General features: G+C 63.7%; 18 protein-coding genes. 13 read left to right on the forward strand and 5 right to left on the reverse strand.

Going from position 1 to position 17071, the window contains the following annotated elements; translation table 11 throughout:
* The first annotated feature begins 41 nt into the window (after positions 1-41).
* The 3 genes from LB569_RS05765 to sufC all read left to right on the forward strand — a co-directional run bounded on the left by LB569_RS05765 (position 42) and on the right by sufC (position 3691).
* Positions 42-1205, forward strand: coding sequence for a cysteine desulfurase family protein (locus LB569_RS05765; RefSeq protein ID WP_224691517.1), 1164 nt, complete (start codon positions 42-44; stop codon positions 1203-1205).
* A 184-nt stretch (positions 1206-1389) separates the two neighbouring features.
* Complete coding sequence (sufB, locus tag LB569_RS05770) at positions 1390-2907, forward strand: Fe-S cluster assembly protein SufB (RefSeq protein ID WP_224691429.1); 1518 nt, start codon at positions 1390-1392, stop codon at positions 2905-2907.
* Positions 2908-2935: 28 nt separating this feature from the next.
* Positions 2936-3691 carry a Fe-S cluster assembly ATPase SufC gene (sufC, locus tag LB569_RS05775; RefSeq protein WP_015318168.1) on the forward strand — a complete coding sequence of 252 codons (756 nt, stop codon included), beginning with the start codon at positions 2936-2938 and terminating at the stop codon, positions 3689-3691.
* 195 nt (positions 3692-3886) lie between these two features.
* Here the strand turns inward: sufC and LB569_RS32000 are convergent, their stop codons facing one another.
* Positions 3887-4078 (reverse strand): PEP-CTERM sorting domain-containing protein, encoded by a 192-nt coding sequence (locus tag LB569_RS32000; protein ID WP_411970189.1) that lies wholly within the window; start codon positions 4076-4078, stop codon positions 3887-3889.
* On the opposite strand from LB569_RS32000, the gene sufD reads away from it, so the two are divergent.
* The 4 genes from sufD to sufA all read left to right on the forward strand — a co-directional run bounded on the left by sufD (position 3993) and on the right by sufA (position 7204).
* Positions 3993-4985 (forward strand): Fe-S cluster assembly protein SufD, encoded by a 993-nt coding sequence (gene sufD, locus LB569_RS05785; RefSeq protein ID WP_224691431.1) that lies wholly within the window; start codon positions 3993-3995, stop codon positions 4983-4985. The two genes, LB569_RS32000 and sufD, sit on opposite strands and share 86 nt — an antisense overlap.
* Positions 4986-5088: 103 nt before the next feature.
* Positions 5089-6330, forward strand: a complete 1242-nt coding sequence (locus LB569_RS05790) for a cysteine desulfurase (protein ID WP_224691432.1) — start codon at positions 5089-5091, stop codon at positions 6328-6330.
* A gap of 5 nt (positions 6331-6335) precedes the next feature.
* Positions 6336-6722 (forward strand): SUF system Fe-S cluster assembly protein, encoded by a 387-nt coding sequence (locus tag LB569_RS05795; protein WP_224691433.1) that lies wholly within the window; start codon positions 6336-6338, stop codon positions 6720-6722.
* Between the two features lie 101 nt (positions 6723-6823).
* A complete protein-coding gene (gene sufA, locus LB569_RS05800) occupies positions 6824-7204 on the forward strand; it encodes a Fe-S cluster assembly scaffold SufA (protein WP_013532156.1) in 381 nt (126 codons plus the stop codon).
* A 144-nt stretch (positions 7205-7348) separates the two neighbouring features.
* Here the strand turns inward: sufA and LB569_RS05805 are convergent, their stop codons facing one another.
* Positions 7349-7846: a GFA family protein gene (locus LB569_RS05805; RefSeq protein WP_224691434.1), complete on the reverse strand. Its 498-nt coding sequence runs from the start codon at positions 7844-7846 to the stop codon at positions 7349-7351.
* Between the two features lie 91 nt (positions 7847-7937).
* On the opposite strand from LB569_RS05805, the gene LB569_RS05810 reads away from it, so the two are divergent.
* Complete coding sequence (locus LB569_RS05810; RefSeq protein WP_224691435.1) at positions 7938-8261, forward strand: TfoX/Sxy family protein; 324 nt, start codon at positions 7938-7940, stop codon at positions 8259-8261.
* Positions 8262-8267: 6 nt separating this feature from the next.
* Here the strand turns inward: LB569_RS05810 and LB569_RS05815 are convergent, their stop codons facing one another.
* Together LB569_RS05815 and LB569_RS05820 are read right to left on the reverse strand one after the other, a co-directional pair.
* Positions 8268-9185 carry a pseudouridine-5'-phosphate glycosidase gene (locus LB569_RS05815; RefSeq protein ID WP_224691436.1) on the reverse strand — a complete coding sequence of 306 codons (918 nt, stop codon included), beginning with the start codon at positions 9183-9185 and terminating at the stop codon, positions 8268-8270.
* A 78-nt stretch (positions 9186-9263) separates the two neighbouring features.
* On the reverse strand, positions 9264-10208 hold the full coding sequence (locus LB569_RS05820) for a carbohydrate kinase family protein (RefSeq protein ID WP_224691437.1): 945 nt from the start codon (positions 10206-10208) through the stop codon (positions 9264-9266).
* A 9-nt stretch (positions 10209-10217) separates the two neighbouring features.
* Between LB569_RS05820 and LB569_RS05825 the strand changes: the two genes are divergently transcribed.
* From LB569_RS05825 to LB569_RS05845, 5 genes are all read left to right on the forward strand, one after another.
* The gene (locus LB569_RS05825; protein ID WP_224534367.1) at positions 10218-10469 is read left to right on the forward strand and encodes a hypothetical protein; all 252 of its coding nucleotides are present in this window, start codon (positions 10218-10220) and stop codon (positions 10467-10469) included.
* A gap of 20 nt (positions 10470-10489) precedes the next feature.
* Positions 10490-11590, forward strand: a complete 1101-nt coding sequence (gene recA / locus LB569_RS05830) for a recombinase RecA (protein WP_013895892.1) — start codon at positions 10490-10492, stop codon at positions 11588-11590.
* Between the two features lie 268 nt (positions 11591-11858).
* Positions 11859-14525, forward strand: a complete 2667-nt coding sequence (gene alaS, locus LB569_RS05835) for an alanine--tRNA ligase (protein WP_224691438.1) — start codon at positions 11859-11861, stop codon at positions 14523-14525.
* 7 nt (positions 14526-14532) lie between these two features.
* The gene (locus LB569_RS05840; protein WP_224691439.1) at positions 14533-15828 is read left to right on the forward strand and encodes an SDR family oxidoreductase; all 1296 of its coding nucleotides are present in this window, start codon (positions 14533-14535) and stop codon (positions 15826-15828) included.
* Positions 15825-16304 (forward strand): DUF2269 family protein, encoded by a 480-nt coding sequence (locus LB569_RS05845; RefSeq protein WP_224691440.1) that lies wholly within the window; start codon positions 15825-15827, stop codon positions 16302-16304. The genes LB569_RS05840 and LB569_RS05845 overlap by 4 nt, the downstream gene beginning before the upstream one ends.
* Before the next feature lie 184 nt (positions 16305-16488).
* Here LB569_RS05845 and LB569_RS05850 read toward each other — a convergent pair whose 3' ends face one another.
* The gene (locus LB569_RS05850; RefSeq protein WP_224534375.1) at positions 16489-17070 is read right to left on the reverse strand and encodes a demethoxyubiquinone hydroxylase family protein; all 582 of its coding nucleotides are present in this window, start codon (positions 17068-17070) and stop codon (positions 16489-16491) included.
* Between the last annotated feature and the right edge of the window lies 1 nt (position 17071).

Genomic DNA, 17071 nt, shown 5'->3' on the forward strand with positions numbered 1-17071 from the left:
ACGTCGGCGGAATGGCTACTGACGGGATGAACTGGACGAAAATGGCCGCGACACGCGCCTATCTCGACTATAACGCCAGTGCGCCGCTGCTTCCAGCGGCGCGCGAGGCCATGGTCGCGGCGCTCGATGTGGCAGCCAACCCGTCGTCGGTCCATGCCGAGGGACGCGTCGCCCGCCGCCTGGTCGAAACCGCCAGGCGCGATGTGGCCGCACTGATCAACGGCAAGCCGGAACATGTCGTCTTCACCTCGGGCGCAACGGAAGCCGCCGCGACGCTGCTGACGCCGGACTGGCGGATGGGGCGCGGCGCCATTCGCATGAGCCGGCTCTACGTGTGCGAGGCCGACCATCCGTGCCTGCTGAATGGCGGACGCTTCCCGGCGAGCCAGGTGACGCGGATCGGTGTCGACGCTGATGGCATTGTCAGGCTCGACGCCTTGACGGCGGCGCTTGCCGGTCACGACAAGGCTGACGGCTTGCCGCTGGTGGCGATCCATGCCGCCAACAACGAAACCGGCGTGATCCAGCCCATCGACCGCATTGCCGAAACCGTCAAGGCGGCGGGCGGCGTCCTCGTTGTTGACGCGGTGCAGGCGGCAGGCCGACTTTCCATAGACATGTCAGCGGGTTACGCCGACTATTTGATTCTGTCGTCGCACAAGCTCGGCGGCCCCAAGGGTGTCGGCGCCATCGTCGCCGCCTCGGATCTGATGATGCCGAAGCCACTGATCAATGGCGGTGGCCAGGAAAAGGGCCATCGCGGCGGCACCGAAAACCTGCCCGGCATTGCCGGATTTGGCGCCGCGGTCAGGCAGGCTCTCGCCGGGTTGCAGACCATCGATCCCGTGCGTCGGCGTCGCGACGAGGTCGAAACCATTCTCAAAACGCTGGCGCCGGACATAGAAATCTTCGGAACCGGCGCGCCGAGGCTTGCCAACACGACATTCTTCGCTATTCCCGGCATCAAGGCCGAAACAGCCCAGATCGCCTTCGATCTTGCCGGCGTGGCGCTGTCGGCTGGCTCGGCCTGTTCGTCGGGCAAGGTCGGTCCGAGCCATGTGCTGAAGGCCATGGGCCATGGCGACAGTCTTGGCGCCTTGCGCGTGTCGATCGGTGCGGCGACGGGTGACGAGGACATCGAACTGTTCCGCGCCGCGCTTGCTGGGCTAGCCGCTCGCCGGGCGGACAAGGAGAGAGCCGCCTAGCGGTTGGACGATTTTGGGCCTCTCGGCCTGGTAGAGCCGTGCGTTTCATGCTGGCCGGGTGAATTTCCGGTCGAGGCGCACTATATGCAACTTACGCTGCCGCGAGCGTCTTCGGCGTTTCATTTGGCGGTGCCATAGTTTGAAAACTGTCGGGCCTTGACCCCGGCGTGGATGGAGAACGCATATGCCTGCTGTGCAGGACACGATCGATCGGGTCCGAAAGATCGACGTCGACCAATACAAATACGGATTCCAGACCGAGATCGCCGTCGACAAGGCTCCCAAAGGCCTGAGCGAAGACATCATCCGTTTCATTTCGGCCAAGAAGGACGAACCGTCCTGGATGCTGGAATGGCGCCTGGAAGCCTATCGTCGCTGGCTGACGCTAGAAGAGCCGACCTGGGCGCGCGTCAACTATCCCAAGATCGATTTCCAGGACATTTACTATTACGCGGCGCCCAAGAGCACGCCCGGACCGACTTCGCTCAGCGACGTCGATCCCGAGATCTTGAAGGTCTACGAGAAGCTCGGCATTCCGTTGAAGGAGCAGGAGATCCTCGCCGGCGTGCAGAAGACCGACGCCTCGGAGTTCGAGGAAGCCAGCGACAACGTCTACAAATCAGGCCGCGTCGCCGTCGACGCGGTATTCGATTCCGTCTCTGTCGTCACGACCTTCAAGAAGGAACTGGCGCAGGCCGGCGTGATCTTCTGCTCGATCTCGGAAGCGATCCGCGAGCATCCGGAACTGGTGCAGAAATATCTTGGTTCGGTCGTGCCGACCTCGGACAATTTCTACGCCACGCTGAATTCGGCCGTGTTCACCGACGGCTCCTTCGTCTTCGTGCCCAAGGGCGTTCGCTGCCCGATGGAACTGTCGACCTATTTCCGCATGAACGAGAAGAACACCGGCCAGTTCGAGCGCACGCTGATCATCGCCGAGGAGGGGGCTTACGTCTCCTATCTCGAAGGCTGCACGGCGCCGCAGCGCGACGAGAACCAGCTCCATGCCGCGGTGGTCGAACTGGTGGCGCTCGACGATGCGGAGATCAAATATTCGACGGTGCAGAACTGGTACCCCGGCGACGCCGAGGGCAAGGGCGGCATCTACAATTTCGTCACCAAGCGCGGCGATTGCCGTGGCGACCGTTCGAAGATTTCGTGGACGCAGGTCGAGACCGGCTCCGCCATCACCTGGAAATATCCGAGCTGCATCCTGCGCGGCGACGATTCCCAAGGCGAATTCTATTCAATTGCCGTGTCGAACGGCTATCAGCAGGTCGACAGCGGCACCAAGATGATCCATCTCGGCAAGAACACGTCGAGCCGCATCATTTCCAAGGGCATCGCCGCCGGCTTCTCGCAGAACACCTATCGCGGCCAGGTCTCGGCGCACCGCAAGGCGACCAACGCCCGCAACTTCACCAATTGCGATAGTCTGCTGATCGGCGACCAGTGCGGCGCGCATACCGTGCCCTACATGGAAGCCAAGAATTCGACGGCGCAGTTCGAGCACGAGGCGACAACCTCGAAAATATCCGAGGACCAGAAATTCTACGTCATGCAGCGTGGCATCCCCGAGGAGGAGGCGATCGCGCTGATCGTCAACGGCTTCGTCAAGGACGTCATCCAGCAACTGCCGATGGAATTTGCGGTCGAGGCGCAGAAGCTGATCGGGATTTCGCTCGAGGGCTCGGTCGGCTGACCCGACAGATATTTCAGGAAACAAAAGAATGCTTGAGATCAAGAACCTGCATGCCCGCATCGTCGATGACGGCACCGAAATCATCCGCGGCCTGAACCTGACGGTGAAAGCCGGCGAGGTCGCCGCCATCATGGGCCCGAATGGGTCGGGCAAGTCGACCCTGTCCTACATCCTCGCCGGTCGCGAGGATTACGAGGTGACCGAAGGCGACATCCTCTACAACGGCCAGTCGATCCTCGAAATGGATCCAGCCGAACGCGCCACGTCAGGCATCTTCCTCGCCTTCCAGTATCCGATGGAGATACCGGGCGTGGCGACCATGGAATTCCTGAAGGTCGCCATGAACGAGCAGCGCAAGGCGCGCGGCGAGGAGCCGCTGAAAATCCCGGAATTTTTGAAGCGTGTGAAGGAAGCCGCCGCCTCGCTCAGCATGGACATGGCGATGTTGAAGCGGCCGCTCAATGTCGGTTTCTCCGGCGGCGAGAAGAAGCGCGCCGAGATTCTGCAGATGAAGCTCCTGGAGCCGAAACTCTGCGTGCTCGACGAGACCGATTCCGGCCTCGACATCGATGCGCTGAAGATCGTCTCGGACGGCGTCAACGCACTGCGCGCGCCGGACCGGGCATTCCTCGTCATCACCCATTACCAGCGCCTGCTCGAGCACATCGTGCCCGACAGCGTGCACGTGCTCTACAAGGGCCAGGTCATCAAGTCGGGCGACAAGTCGCTGGCGCTGGATCTGGAAGCCAATGGCTATGCCGGCGTGATCGGCGAAGCCGCGTGAGATGCCAGAGGGCAAGGTCAAACTGATGAATATGCACACTCAGCCCCAGAGGACACCGGCCGAAACAGCGTTGATCGACGCGTTCGGCGACCGGCTGTCGCTGCTGCCGGGCGATGGCGCGGTGATGCTGAAGCGTGACGACGCCATCGAGGCGATCAAGCACGGCCTGCCGACGCGGCGCGTCGAGTCCTGGCACTACACCGACCTGCGCCGTCTCTTGAGCGCGGTGCCGGAGTTCGACCCGGCCGCAGCTGCAAAAGCCATTGCGCCAATCGTCGAAGGTTCGACGGTTCTGAGCCTGTTGAACGGCGTATCGAGTGCCAAGGCGCCGGTTGTCGAGGGCGTCAGCATCCAGCGCCTGTCGGAAAAGCTGATTGACGGCAGCATCGCGCCGGGCCTGGATCCCTACGGCAATGACGATGCCATCGGTGCGCTGAACACGGCTTTCGTCGCCGACGGTTACTTCATCGACATCGCCGATGGCGCCGAACTGGAAAAGCCGGTCGAGTTGCAGAACCTGCAGGCCGGCGGCCAGACCCATGTGCGCCTGCCGGTGCGCGTCGGCGCCGGCGCCAAGGCGGTCATCGTCGAGCGTCAGGCGGGTGACGGCGCGGCGCTGACCAGCTCGGTCAGCCAGCTCGTGCTCGGCGAAGGCGCCGAGGTGACCTGGCTGATCGTCCAGGAACAGCCCGAGACGGCGACGCATCTGGCGCAGTTCAAGGCCCATATCGGCAAGAATGCAAAGCTGACGTTGTTCGTCATGAACGCTGGCGGCAAGCTCGTGCGCCAGGAGATCATGGTCAGGACGACGGGCGAGGGCGCCGACTTCAAGCTGCGCGGCATCAATCTGCTCGCCGGCGACACCCATACCGACGTCACCATGGTGCTCGACCACGCCGTGCCGCACACGACTTCGACCGAGGTCATCCGCAATGTGGTCACGGGTAAGGCGCGCGGCGTGTTCCAGGGTCGCATCAACGTCCATCAATACGCGCAGAAGACCAACGCCAAGATGGCCTGCAACACGCTGCTTTTGTCGGACGATGGCGAGTTCTCGACCAAGCCGGAACTCGAAATCTTCGCCGACGACGTCGTCTGCGGCCACGGCGCCACGGTCACCGAGATCGACCACGACCATCTGTTCTACCTGATGGCGCGCGGCGTCGACGAAAAGAGCGCGCGCGGGTTGCTCGTGAAGGCGTTCGTGGCGGAAGTCATCGAGGAATTGGACGATGAGGCGATCATCGAGGCGCTGGAAGCGCGGCTCGACGAGTGGTTTGTGACGCACGGGTAGCGCCTCTCCTTCTCCCCTTGCGGGAGAAGGTGGATCGGTGCGCAGCGCCGAGACGGATGAGGGGTGCGTGACGGAGTGAGGCGATGCCTCGAGAGAGCTTGTGATGGACCAGAAGATCGAAACCACCCCCTACGACGTCGAAGCGATCCGCCGCGATTTCCCGATCTTGTCGCGCGAAGTCTATGGCAAGCCGCTGGTCTACCTCGACAACGGCGCCTCGGCACAGAAGCCGCGGGTGGTGCTCGACACCATCCAGCATGCCTATTCCCAGGAATACGCCAACGTCCATCGCGGCCTGCATTTCCTCTCCAATGCCGCCACCGACGCCTATGAAAAGGCGCGTGAGACGGTGCGCCGTTTCCTCAACGCGCCAAGCACCGACAACATCGTCTTCACCTCGAACACGACCTCGGCGATCAACACGGTTGCTTACGGTTATGGCATGCCCAATATCGGCGAGGGCGACGAGATCGTGCTGTCGATCATGGAGCACCACTCCAACATCGTGCCGTGGCATTTCATCCGCGAACGGCAGGGTGCAAAACTGGTCTGGGTGCCGGTCGATGATCTCGGCGTGTTCCACATCGAGGAGTTCGAGAAGCGCCTGAGCGACCGCACCAAGCTGGTCGCCATCACGCAGATGTCGAACGCGCTGGGCACTGTGACGCCGATCAAGGAGATTGTCCGGATCGCGCACACGCGGGGCATTCCCGTACTCGTCGACGGCAGCCAGAGCGCGGTGCATATGCCCATCGACGTGCAGGATCTCGATTGCGATTTCTTCGTCTTCACCGGCCACAAGGTCTATGGTCCCTCGGGCATCGGCGTGCTCTACGGCAAGAAGGATAGTCTCGCCGGCATGCGGCCCTTCATGGGCGGCGGCGAGATGATCGAGGAGGTGACGGAAGACATCGTCACCTACAACGACCCGCCGCACCGTTTCGAGGCGGGCACGCCGCCGATCGTCCAGGCAATCGGGCTGGGTGCGGCGCTCGACTACATGGACTCCGTCGGTCGCGAGCGTATCGCGGCGCATGAGGAAGATCTCAAGACCTATGCCCACGAACGCCTGCGCGCCATCAACTCGCTGCGCATCTTCGGCGATGCGCCCGGCAAGGGCGCCATCATCTCCTTCGAACTGCAGGGAATTCATGCCCATGACGTGTCGATGGTGATAGACAGGCAGGGTGTCGCGGTCCGTGCCGGCACCCATTGCGCCCAGCCGCTGTTGAAACGCTTTGGCGTAACCTCCACATGCAGGGCATCGTTCGGCATGTATAATACCAGGGCCGAAGTCGACGCTTTGGCCGAGGCGCTTGAAAAAGCGCGCAAGTTTTTCGGGTGACGACCATGGATGATGTGAGCACCACCGCAGAGACCGTATCGGCCGGCAACGGCGTGGTTTCCGCCTCGACGATCCCCGCCGACGAGCTGGCGCGGCTGACCGACGACATCGTCTCGGCGCTGAAGACCGTCTACGACCCGGAAATCCCGGCTGACATCTATGAGCTCGGCCTCGTCTACAAGATCGACATCGAGGACGACCGCTCGGTCAAGATCGACATGACGCTGACCGCGCCCGGCTGCCCGGTGGCCGGCGAAATGCCCGGCTGGGTCGAGAACGCGGTGGGCGCTGTCGAGGGCGTGTCCGGCGTCGAGGTCAACATGACCTTCGACCCGCCCTGGACGCCCGACCGCATGTCGGAAGAGGCACAGGTCGCGGTGGGTTGGTACTAGCGCCAAGCCTGGCACACTTGCGCCAGGGGTAAAACTTCACCATTTTAGGTGAGGAATCATTCGGCGGGCCTTGAACCCGCATGGAATGGAGATGGAAGAACATGGGACGCTTTGCCGTCATCACGATGACCGAAAAGGCCGCCGACCGGGTGCGCGAGATCGTCGCCACGCGCGACAACGCGCATGGCATCCGCCTCGGTATCAAGAAGGGCGGCTGCGCCGGCATGGAATATACGGTCGACCTGGTGACCGAGCCCAACACCAAGGACGACCACATCGAGCGCGACGGCGCCCATGTCTATGTCGCGCCGGAAGCCGCCCTTTTCCTGTTCGGCACCGAAATGGATTTCGAGCAGACGACGCTGCGCACCGGCTTCACCTTCCACAACCCGAACCAGAGTTCAGCCTGTGGCTGCGGCGAATCCGTCGAACTGAAGCCGGCTGATCTGAAGGCGCTGGCCGAGGCACGCGCCTCGGCCTGAGGCCTCTTCCTTCTCCCCGTCACTATACGGGGAGAAGGTGTCACGAAGTGACGGATGAGGGGCAGCGCCAGCCTCTCCAAAGTTTGCGCCGCCCCTCATCTGCCTGCCGGCATCTTCTCCCGTATAGTGACGGGGAGAAGAATCCTAATCGACCCACATGCCAGTCCGCTTGTGCCAATCAGCGATCGATTCCTCGGGATAGACGTCGAACGTCTTGTCGCCCTTGCCGATCTGGGGCTCGACCCAGTTCGCCTTGTATTTCAGCATCAGATGCACCTTTTCGGGCGGTTTCGGCAGCTCGCTGTCGATAGCCGAGGCGAAGGGATGCACCAGTTCCGGCCATGTCGGATCGTAGAGCCACAGCGCCGATCCGCATTTCTTGCAGAAATTGCGCTCGGCGGTCGAGACCTCGCAATGGGGATGCTCGTCGTCCTCGATCTCGGCCCGGTAGACGCCAAGGCTTCTCTTGCCCCTGACGTTCAGTGTCTCATAGTCAGCGCCGAGATTGATGGCGAATCCGCCGCCGCCTTGCTGCTTGCGGCAGATCGAGCAGTAGCACAGCATGAACGGCACCGGTGTGTGGCTTTCCACCTCGAAGCGCAGGGCGTTGCAGCGGCAGGAGCCTTTGAGCAGGACAGGCATGGCGGGAAACTCCGATGTTTTTCTCTCAACCTGTCAGCAACGCTTTGGTTGCGGCGATGACAAGTCCGCGGAGCGGTGACATGATCGCGGCATGGACAATGAACGCATCGCAGAACTGTTCGAGGGCCTCGGCCGGGTCTCGATCCGCAAACTCTTCGGCGGCAAGGGCATCTATTTCGACGGCGTCATCGTCGCCATCGTGTTGCGCGGCGAATTGCTGCTGAAGGCGGACGAGCAAAGCGTGCCGGACTTCGAAGCCGCCGGCTGCCGGCAATGGACATACACCGGCACGCGCCACCGCAAGCTGGTCGCCATGCCCTATTGGAGCATTCCCGACAGCGCCTTTGACGATCCTGACGAGATGACGGTGTGGGCGCGACGCGCCTATGAGGCGGGGCGACGGGCTGGGAAGTAGCGGCGCCTACAAAGCCTTGGCGATGTCGGCCGCCAGCCTTGCATTGTTCTCGACCAGCGCGATGTTGGTTTTCAGGCTGCGCCCGCCCGTGAGCTCCAGGATTTTTCCCAGCAGGAACGGTGTCACCGCCTTGCCGGTGACGTTGAGGGCTTCGGCGGCCTTCTGCGCGGCTTCGATGTAGCCGGCCATTTCTTCAGCGGGGATTTCGTGGTTTTCCGGCACCGGATTGGCGACCAGCAAGCCGCCGCTAAGTCCCAGAGCCAGGCGCGTCTGGTAGAAATGCGCGATGTCTTCCGGCTTGTGCAAGGTCAGCGGCGCGCGAAATGGCGACTGCCGCGACCAGAAGGCCGGCATCGTCTCGCAGCCATGGCCGACGACGGGCACGCCACGCGTCTCAAGCACTTCCAGCGTCTTTTCGATGTCGAGGATGGCCTTGGCGCCGGCCGAGACGACGATGACCGGTGTCCGCGCCAGTTCGTCGAGGTCGGCCGAGATATCGAAGCTCTTTTCGGCGCCCTTGTGCACGCCGCCGATGCCACCGGTGGCGAATACCTTTATCCCGACCATGTCAGCCGCGATCATGGTGGCGGCGACCGTGGTGCCACCCGTGCGCCCTTGCGCGACGGCGAAGCCGAGATCGGCGCGCGACAGCTTCATGGCGTCACCCGTCATCGCCAGCGATTCGCGCTCGCCGTCGGAAAGCCCGATCTTGATGCGGCCGTTGACCACGGCGATGGTTGCCGGCACCGCGCCGCCGTCAGCGATGATCTTTTCGACATTGGCCGCCATGGCGCCATTGTGGGGGTAGGGCATGCCATGGGTGATGATGGTGCTTTCGAGCGCCACCACCGGGCGCCCGGCGGCGAGCGCCTGTGCCACCGGTGCGTGGATATCGATGAAAGGGCTGGCGGTCTCTGGCGTCATCTCTGATCTCCAATCCGAAGGGCGGCGCATCCATCAGGAAAGCGCAAACGTCACGGCGGCACTATGAATTCGCCGGTCTCATGCCACTTCCCTGGCATCCGGCACAAGGGCCAGCGCTTCCGCGAAGCTCGCCGCGGAGAATTCGGGCACCGCATTGGCGCTTTCGATGGCCAGCGTCGCCGCCGCTACGCCTTCGCGCAGGGCCTGGCGCAGCGGCAGGCCGTGCAACAGCGCCGCCACCGTCGCGCCCGCCAGTGCGTCGCCGGCGCCGGTAACGTCGGCGACTCTTCTCGGAGCTGGCGGCAGGATCGAAAAAGCGCCTGTGTCATCGAAACCCAGCACGGGCGCGCTGCCCGCCGTGACCACGCCGCTGGCAAGGCCGCTGCACCGCAGCCCGTCGATCATTTCCCGCTCGGCGGCACCTGCATCGACGCCGGCCAGGACAACGGCCTCCCGCCGGTTCATGAAGAGCAGAGCCAGTCCGCCGAGCACCGGTATCAGCCGCGTCACCTTGGCCGGCGAAATCGCGATGGCGAAAACCGGCTTGCCGGCGGCAAGCGCAACCAACCGCTCCAGCGCCGACGTCGGCAGATTGGCGTCGCACAAAATGGCGTCGGCGGCGGCGATCGCTTCCCGGACCTTGGAGCGTCGCATCTGCTTGGGAAATGCCAGCTCGTAAAGCGCCATGTCGGCAAAGCCGACGATCAGCTCGCCTTCGCGATCGATCAGCGCCGTATAGCTCGGCGTCGTGCGGTCGAGGAACACGGCCGACAGGTCGGCAATACCAGCCTCGGCGATAGCGCGGGAAACCGTATCCGCTCCCGCATCGCCGCCGCGCATCGACATCAGCGACGCCGATACGCCGCGCCGCACCATGCCGCGCAGCGCGTTGAAGACGCCGCCGCCCACATCCTCGCGCATCGTGCCGGGATTGGAGGCTGCCGGAACATAGGCGCCGGACACCTGGCCACGCCGGTCGATATGGGCGCCGCCCACGGCCAGTATCTCTGGGGATTTCACCATGGCGGCGATATGACCTTTGTTGTTGCGGCCGCACAAGCGCTAGAGTGCGCGACAGAGCTTCGCATGCAAGACCGCGATTCGGCTGAACGGGACGCGGGGGCCGGCTGGCCCAATGCCGGGCTTGTTCCTGCCTGGCGTTTCGAGACAAAAAAAGAACAAATCAGGATATTACTTGTTTTTCAATTGGTTGTTGCCTCTTGCCAAATGAGAACAAAAAAGGTACAAAATGCCAGGGATTACGGATTGTCCGGCCTTCATTGACGACCAAGGGGTGATGTATCATGGCTCAGAATTCTTTGCGGCTGGTAGAGGATAAGGCAGTGGACAAATCAAAGGCTCTGGATGCGGCGCTGTCGCAAATCGAGCGGGCTTTCGGCAAGGGCTCGATCATGCGGCTCGGCGCCAACGAGCAGGTCGTCGAAATCGAAACGGTGCCGACCGGTTCGCTCGGCCTCGACATCGCGCTCGGCGTCGGTGGCCTGCCGCGCGGCCGCATCATCGAGATCTACGGACCGGAAAGCTCGGGCAAGACGACACTGGCACTGCATACGGTCGCGGAAGCCCAGAAGAAGGGCGGCATCTGCGCCTTCGTCGATGCCGAGCATGCGCTCGATCCGGTCTACGCCCGCAAGCTCGGCGTCGATCTCGAGAACCTGCTGATCTCGCAGCCCGACACCGGCGAGCAGGCGCTGGAGATCTGCGACACGCTGGTGCGCTCCGGCGCCATCGATGTTCTGGTGGTCGATTCGGTGGCGGCGCTGACGCCACGCGCCGAAATCGAGGGCGAGATGGGCGATTCGCTGCCCGGTCTTCAAGCTCGTTTGATGAGCCAGGCGCTGCGCAAGCTGACCGCATCGATCTCGCGCTCCAACACCATGGTCATCTTCATCAACCAGATCCGCATGAAGATCGGCGTCATGTTCGGTTCGCCCGAAACCACGACCGGCGGCAACGCGCTGAAATTCTATGCCTCGGTGCGCCTCGATATCCGCCGCATCGGCTCGGTCAAGGACCGCGACGAGGTGGTCGGCAACCAGACCCGCGTCAAGGTGGTCAAGAACAAGTTGGCGCCGCCCTTCAAGGTGGTCGAATTCGACATCATGTATGGCGAGGGCGTCTCCAAGACCGGCGAACTGGTCGATCTCGGCGTCAAGGCCGGCGTGGTCGAGAAGTCGGGCGCCTGGTTCTCCTACAATTCGCAGCGTCTCGGCCAAGGCCGCGAGAATGCGAAACTGTTCCTGCGCGACAATCCCGACACCGCGCGCGAGATCGAGCTGGCGCTCAGGCAGAATGCCGGATTGATCGCCGAGAAATTCCTCGAGAATGGCGGCTCCGAGGGCAATGGCGACGACGGTTTTGAGGACGAAGCCGGCGCGATGTAGGGCAACGCCAGAGTTTGGCCATAAATCCAGCCTATTATCCGATGCTTAAGTAACAGAGTTCTTTAGTACCGCGTTCAAAACCGCCGGCCTTCGCGCCGGCGGTTTTCGTTTTTGGGGCAGGGCGGAGCCGGCCTGGCGAGCTTATTTGGCCCCATTCCGTGTTTCTGGACAGGGTGGGGCGTGCCCGCTAAAAGGCCATGTCTGCCTTCTGAAAGGCAGAGCCAGTTTCCGCCGGCCGTGCCGGCGGTTTTCGCGAAAAGGCAGAGTCATGAGTGGCGTGAACGAGATCCGGTCGACATTCCTCGACTATTTCCGCAAGGAGGGCCATGAGGTCGTGGCCTCGAGCCCGCTCGTGCCGCGCAACGATCCGACCTTGATGTTCACCAATGCCGGCATGGTGCAGTTCAAGAACGTCTTCACCGGTTTGGAGAAGCGGTCCTATTCGCGTGCCACAACCGCCCAGAAAAGCGTTCGCGCCGGCGGCAAGCACAACGATCTCGACAATGTCGGCTACACCGCGCGCCACCTGACCTTCTTCGAGATGCTCGGCAATTTCTCGTTCGGCGATTATTTCAAGGAGCGCGCCATCGAGCTTGCCTGGAACCTGATCACCAAGGAATTCGGGCTGAAGAAGGACAAGCTGCTGGTCACCGTCTACCACACGGACGACGAGGCGGCCGGCTTCTGGAAGAAAATCGCCGGTCTCTCGGACGATCGCATCATCCGCATCGCGACCTCGGACAATTTCTGGGCGATGGGTGACACCGGGCCCTGCGGCCCGTGCTCGGAAATCTTCATCGATCGTGGCGAGCATATCTGGGGCGGCCCTCCCGGCAGTCCGGAGGAGGATGGCGACCGCTTCCTCGAATTCTGGAACCTGGTGTTCATGCAGTATGAGCAGGTGACGAAGGAGGAGCGCGTCGACCTGCCGCGCCCGTCGATCGACACCGGCATGGGCCTGGAGCGCATGGCGTCCATCCTGCAGGGGGTGGAAAGCGTCTTCGAGACCGACCTCTTCCGTCATCTGATCGATGCGGCGTCCTCCGCGCTGGGCCGCGCGCCCGATGCCGAGACGGTGGCGTCCTATCGCGTCATTGCCGATCACCTGCGCTCATCCTCCTTCCTGGTCGCCGACGGCGTGTTGCCGTCGAGCGAAGGCCGCGGCTACGTGCTGCGCCGCATCATGCGCCGCGCCATGCGCCACGCGCAGCTGCTCGGTGCGAACTCGCCGCTGATGTGGAAGCTGGTGCCGGCGCTGGTGCGCGAGATGGGACAGGCCTATCCGGAACTGGTGCGCGGCGAACAGCTGATCACCGAGACGCTGAAGCTCGAGGAGACACGGTTCCGCAAGACGCTGGTGCGCGGCCTCGGCCTGCTCTCGGAGGCGACGGAAACGCTTGGTGCCGGCGACATGCTTGATGGCGAAACGGCGTTCAAGCTCTACGACACCTACGGTTTTCCGCTCGATCTGACGCAGGACGCACTGCGCGAGCGCAACATCTCGGTCGATCTTGCCGGCTTCACCAATGCGATGGAGCAGCAGAGGGCGGAGGCGCGCAAGCACTGGGCGGGATCCGGCGAGGCGGCCACCGAAACGGTGTGGTTCTCGGTCCGTGAAAAGACCGGCGCCACCGAATTCCTCGGCTACGAGACTGAAGCTGCCGAAGGCCTCATCCAGGCCCTGGTCAAGGACGGCAAGACCGTCGACAGCGCCGGCAAGGGTGATGCGGTTGCCGTGGTCGTCAACCAGACGCCGTTCTATGGCGAATCCGGCGGCCAGATGGGCGACACCGGCCTGATATCGGGCGAGGGGTTCTCGATCGAGATTTCCGACACGCAGAAGAAGGCCGACGGCCTGTTCGTGCATCTGGGCAAGGTGGCCAGCGGTACGGTCAAGACGGGCGTCGCGGTCGAACTCAAGGTCGACCACGCCAGGCGTTCCAGGCTGCGCGCCAACCACTCCGCGACGCATCTGATCCATGAGGCGCTGCGCGAGGTGCTGGGCACCCATGTCGCGCAAAAAGGCTCGCTGGTCGCGCCCGAGCGGCTGCGCTTCGACATCTCGCACAACAAGCCGATCTCGCCGGAGGAACTCGAGGAGGTCGAGCGCATGGCGAACGAGATCGTCGTGCAAAACAGCCCGGTGACTACGCGCCTGATGTCGGTCGACGACGCCATCGCCGAGGGCGCCATGGCGCTGTTCGGCGAGAAATATGGCGATGAGGTGCGCGTCGTCTCGATGGGTACCGGCCTGCATGGCGCCAAGGCCAACCGGCCCTATTCGGTCGAGCTTTGCGGCGGCACGCATGTCCGGTCAACCGGCGATATCGGCCTGGTGCGCATCGTTTCGGATGGCGCGGTGGCGGCAGGCGTACGCCGCATCGAAGCTTTGACCGGCGAAGCCGCGCGCAAACATCTCGACGAGCAGGACCGGCGCCTGAAAGCGACCGCCGCCACGCTGAAGATCTCTCCGGCGGACGTGCCGGCGCGTGTCGAAGCGCTGCTCGAGGAGCGCAAGAAGCTCGAAAAGGATCTGACCGAAGCACGCAAGAAGCTGGCGCTGGGGGGCGGCGCGGGAGCTGGTGCGCCCGCCGAAAACGAAGTGGTCGCGGGCGTCGGCTTCCTCGGCAAGTCGGTTTCCGGTGTCTCGCCGAAGGATTTGAAGCCGCTGGCCGACGCAGGCAAGACGTCGTTGGGCTCCGGCGTCGTCGTGTTCGTCGGCGCTGGTGAGGACAACAGGGCCAGCGTCGTGGTCGCCGTCACCGACGACCTCGTCGACCGCTTCAGCGCCGTCGACCTTGTGCGCGTCGCCTCCGCCGCCTTGGGCGGGCAGGGCGGCGGCGGCCGCCCCGACATGGCCCAGGCCGGTGGTCCAGACGCCTCGAAGGCCAATGACGCTATCGCGGCGGTGAAGGCGGCGCTGGAGGCGGCTTGAAGCTCCGATGAAGGTCCTTGTTCTTGGCGGCTACGGACTGATCGGAGAAGCCGTCCTTGAACGCCTCGTCGATGACGGCCACGACCTTCTCGGGCTCGGCCGCGATGTACGCGCGGCGCGGCGGCGCTGGCCCGGCGTCCAATGGATCGCGGCGGACATGTCGCGCCTGCTGGCAGCGACGGACTGGATCCCCTTGCTTGCCGGCATGGACGTGGTGGTGAATGCCGCCGGCGCCCTGCAGGACGGCCCGCGCGATCAACTGGATGCCATCCACCGGGGAGCGGTGACGGCGCTCGTTACCGCCTGCGAGCAGGCGGGCGCGCCTGGGCTGGTGCAGATTTCAGCCATCGGCGCCGACCTTGCTTCCGAGAGTGCCTTCTTCCGCACCAAAGCCGAAGGCGACGCCGTGATTATGGTCTCGTCCCTGGACTGGACGATCCTGCGGCCTGGCCTTGTCATCGCGCCCGCCGCCTATGGTGGAACAGCACTGCTGCGCGCCCTTGCGGCGGTGCCGGGATTCATTCCGGTGGTGTTCGCGGACCGGCCGATCCAGACTGTATCGGTGGCGGATGTCGCCGAGGCGGTGTCGCGCGCGGTTGCCGGGCGGCTGGAGCGCGGGCAGGTCATCGACCTGGTCGAGGAAAAGCCCAGACCGCTTTCCGCGGTGCTGCTTGCGTTTCGCGCCTGGCTCGGCCTGCCCGAAAGGCCTGTCGTGGCGATGCCGGCGATCTTTGGCAGGGCTGCCGGCCTGGTGGCGGATGGGCTCGGTCTGCTCGGTTGGCGCTCTCCCTTGCGCGGTGCCGCGCTTGCCGCGCTGGAGCGGGGTGTCACGGGCGATGCGACGGCCTGGACTTCGAGTGCCGGTCGCCCGCCACGGCCGCTCGAGGCGACGCTGGCGGCTATGCCGGCGCATGTCCAGGAGCGGTGGTTTGCGCGCCTGTGGCTGCTGAAACCGCTTGTGCTAGGCGTTCTGTCGGTGTTCTGGCTCGCATCCGGCCTTGTCGGCTTTGTCAGATGGGACGCGGCGGCCGACATTCTCGTCTCGCACGGCCTGTCGCCAGCCCTGGCGCGTGCGGCGGTTCTCGCCGGAAGCGCCGCCGACACGCTGGTTGGCGCAGCGGTTCTGTTGCGGCCGCTGGCGGCGAGGGCGCTGAAGGCGATGATGGCCATCACCTTCTTCTACCTCGTGGCGGCGACCGTGTTTGCTGCCGATCTCTGGCTCGATCCCCTTGGGCCGCTGGTCAAGGCCGTACCCGCGCTTTGTCTCGCTCTGCTGGCGCTGGCGACATTGGACGAGCGATGAGCGACTGGGCCGACATTCTGCGCTGGCTGCATGTGATCGGCGCCGCCGTTCTGTTCGGCACCGGCGCCGGCATCGCCTTCTTCATGCTGATGGCGCAACGCACCGGTCGCGCCGAACTCGTTGCCCATGTCGCTGGCACCGTCGTGATCGCCGACACGATCTTCACGGCAACGGCGATCATCGTCCAGCCGATCACCGGTGTGCTGTTGGCGCAGGCGGTGGGTTGGCCGCTCTCCGAAGGCTGGATCGTGCTGTCCTTGCTGCTCTATGTCGTGGCCGGCCTGTTCTGGCTGCCGGTGGTCTGGATTCAAATCCGGATACGAAATCTGGCGCGGCAGGCGGTTCTCGAAAACGCGGCGCTGCCCACGGAGGAAAAGCGCCTGTTTCGCATCTGGTTTGCCTGCGGTTTTCCAGCCTTTGGCGCGGTGCTTGCGATCCTCTGGCTGATGGTAACCCGGCCGCAAATCGGTTTCTAATACGCCTGCCGCCTGGATGTTTCGAAGGCCGGTCCTGAGAAAGATATGCCGACACTGACCATGTATCAGGCCGATGCTTTTGCCGACCGTGTCTTTCAGGGCAACCTTGCGGCAGTCCTCATCCCTGAAGGACTGGCTGCCGGACGAGGTCATGCAGGCGGCGGCCAGACATGGCGCATGCGCGTCAAGAGCGCCTTGCAGCCTTTAGCGCGCGCGTCATTCTGGTGGAGTCGCCCCAGGTGGACAGCCAGATCAGGATGTCGGTGGCGATTGAGATCATCGCCCGTAGAAGCTTCAGCAATGGGCCGGGCGATTTCAGCTGCGCTTCGGCGTGATGAAGATGCGCAAGCTCTTCCTCGCGGATTTCCAGGATGATGCCGTGCAACTCACGATCGCGACCGGCGAGGAAAAACAGCTGATCGTCGAGATGGCGATGCACCGCCGCTTCGACCGCTGCGGTGCAGGCCCAGATGCCTTGCGGACCGAGCACGGCGGTTACGAAACCCAGCAGCCAGCCGCCCCAGCTCCAGAACTGCATCACCCGGCACGGCCGCGAACGTCGCGATGGCATTGCTGCACGGAAGGCCGCGCAATGAGTGCGCTCGTGCCCAAGCATCTCCGACAAAGACGGCACGCAATCCGGCCAGAAGTACTCAGCGACAAGAATCTGCGCTGAATAGATCCGGATCGCGCCGAACTCACCGGCATGATTGACCCTGACTATTCTGGCCACTGTGAGTGCGTCCTGGTGAGTAAGGTCAGCCATG

This window comes from Mesorhizobium sp. BH1-1-4 (assembly GCF_020165665.1).
Taxonomy (GTDB): Bacteria; Pseudomonadota; Alphaproteobacteria; order Rhizobiales; family Rhizobiaceae; genus Mesorhizobium.

Excerpts from the sequence above, each read along its gene's own strand:
- LB569_RS05765 (WP_224691517.1), top strand. The coding sequence starts at position 42 with ATGGCCGCGACACGCGCCTATCTCGACTATAACGCCAGTGCGCCGCTG.
- sufB (WP_224691429.1), top strand. The coding sequence starts at position 1,390 with ATGCCTGCTGTGCAGGACACGATCGATCGGGTCCGAAAGATCGACGTC.
- sufC (WP_015318168.1), top strand. The coding sequence starts at position 2,936 with ATGCTTGAGATCAAGAACCTGCATGCCCGCATCGTCGATGACGGCACC.
- LB569_RS32000 (WP_411970189.1), bottom strand. The coding sequence starts at position 4,078 with ATGCTGCCGTCAATCAGCTTTTCCGACAGGCGCTGGATGCTGACGCCC.
- LB569_RS05790 (WP_224691432.1), top strand. The coding sequence starts at position 5,089 with ATGGACCAGAAGATCGAAACCACCCCCTACGACGTCGAAGCGATCCGC.
- LB569_RS05795 (WP_224691433.1), top strand. The coding sequence starts at position 6,336 with ATGGATGATGTGAGCACCACCGCAGAGACCGTATCGGCCGGCAACGGC.
- sufA (WP_013532156.1), top strand. The coding sequence starts at position 6,824 with ATGGGACGCTTTGCCGTCATCACGATGACCGAAAAGGCCGCCGACCGG.
- LB569_RS05805 (WP_224691434.1), bottom strand. The coding sequence starts at position 7,846 with ATGCCTGTCCTGCTCAAAGGCTCCTGCCGCTGCAACGCCCTGCGCTTC.
- LB569_RS05810 (WP_224691435.1), top strand. The coding sequence starts at position 7,938 with ATGGACAATGAACGCATCGCAGAACTGTTCGAGGGCCTCGGCCGGGTC.
- LB569_RS05815 (WP_224691436.1), bottom strand. The coding sequence starts at position 9,185 with ATGACGCCAGAGACCGCCAGCCCTTTCATCGATATCCACGCACCGGTG.
- LB569_RS05820 (WP_224691437.1), bottom strand. The coding sequence starts at position 10,208 with ATGGTGAAATCCCCAGAGATACTGGCCGTGGGCGGCGCCCATATCGAC.
- LB569_RS05825 (WP_224534367.1), top strand. The coding sequence starts at position 10,218 with ATGACCTTTGTTGTTGCGGCCGCACAAGCGCTAGAGTGCGCGACAGAG.
- recA (WP_013895892.1), top strand. The coding sequence starts at position 10,490 with ATGGCTCAGAATTCTTTGCGGCTGGTAGAGGATAAGGCAGTGGACAAA.
- alaS (WP_224691438.1), top strand. The coding sequence starts at position 11,859 with ATGAGTGGCGTGAACGAGATCCGGTCGACATTCCTCGACTATTTCCGC.
- LB569_RS05840 (WP_224691439.1), top strand. The coding sequence starts at position 14,533 with ATGAAGGTCCTTGTTCTTGGCGGCTACGGACTGATCGGAGAAGCCGTC.
- LB569_RS05845 (WP_224691440.1), top strand. The coding sequence starts at position 15,825 with ATGAGCGACTGGGCCGACATTCTGCGCTGGCTGCATGTGATCGGCGCC.
- LB569_RS05850 (WP_224534375.1), bottom strand. The coding sequence starts at position 17,070 with ATGGCTGACCTTACTCACCAGGACGCACTCACAGTGGCCAGAATAGTC.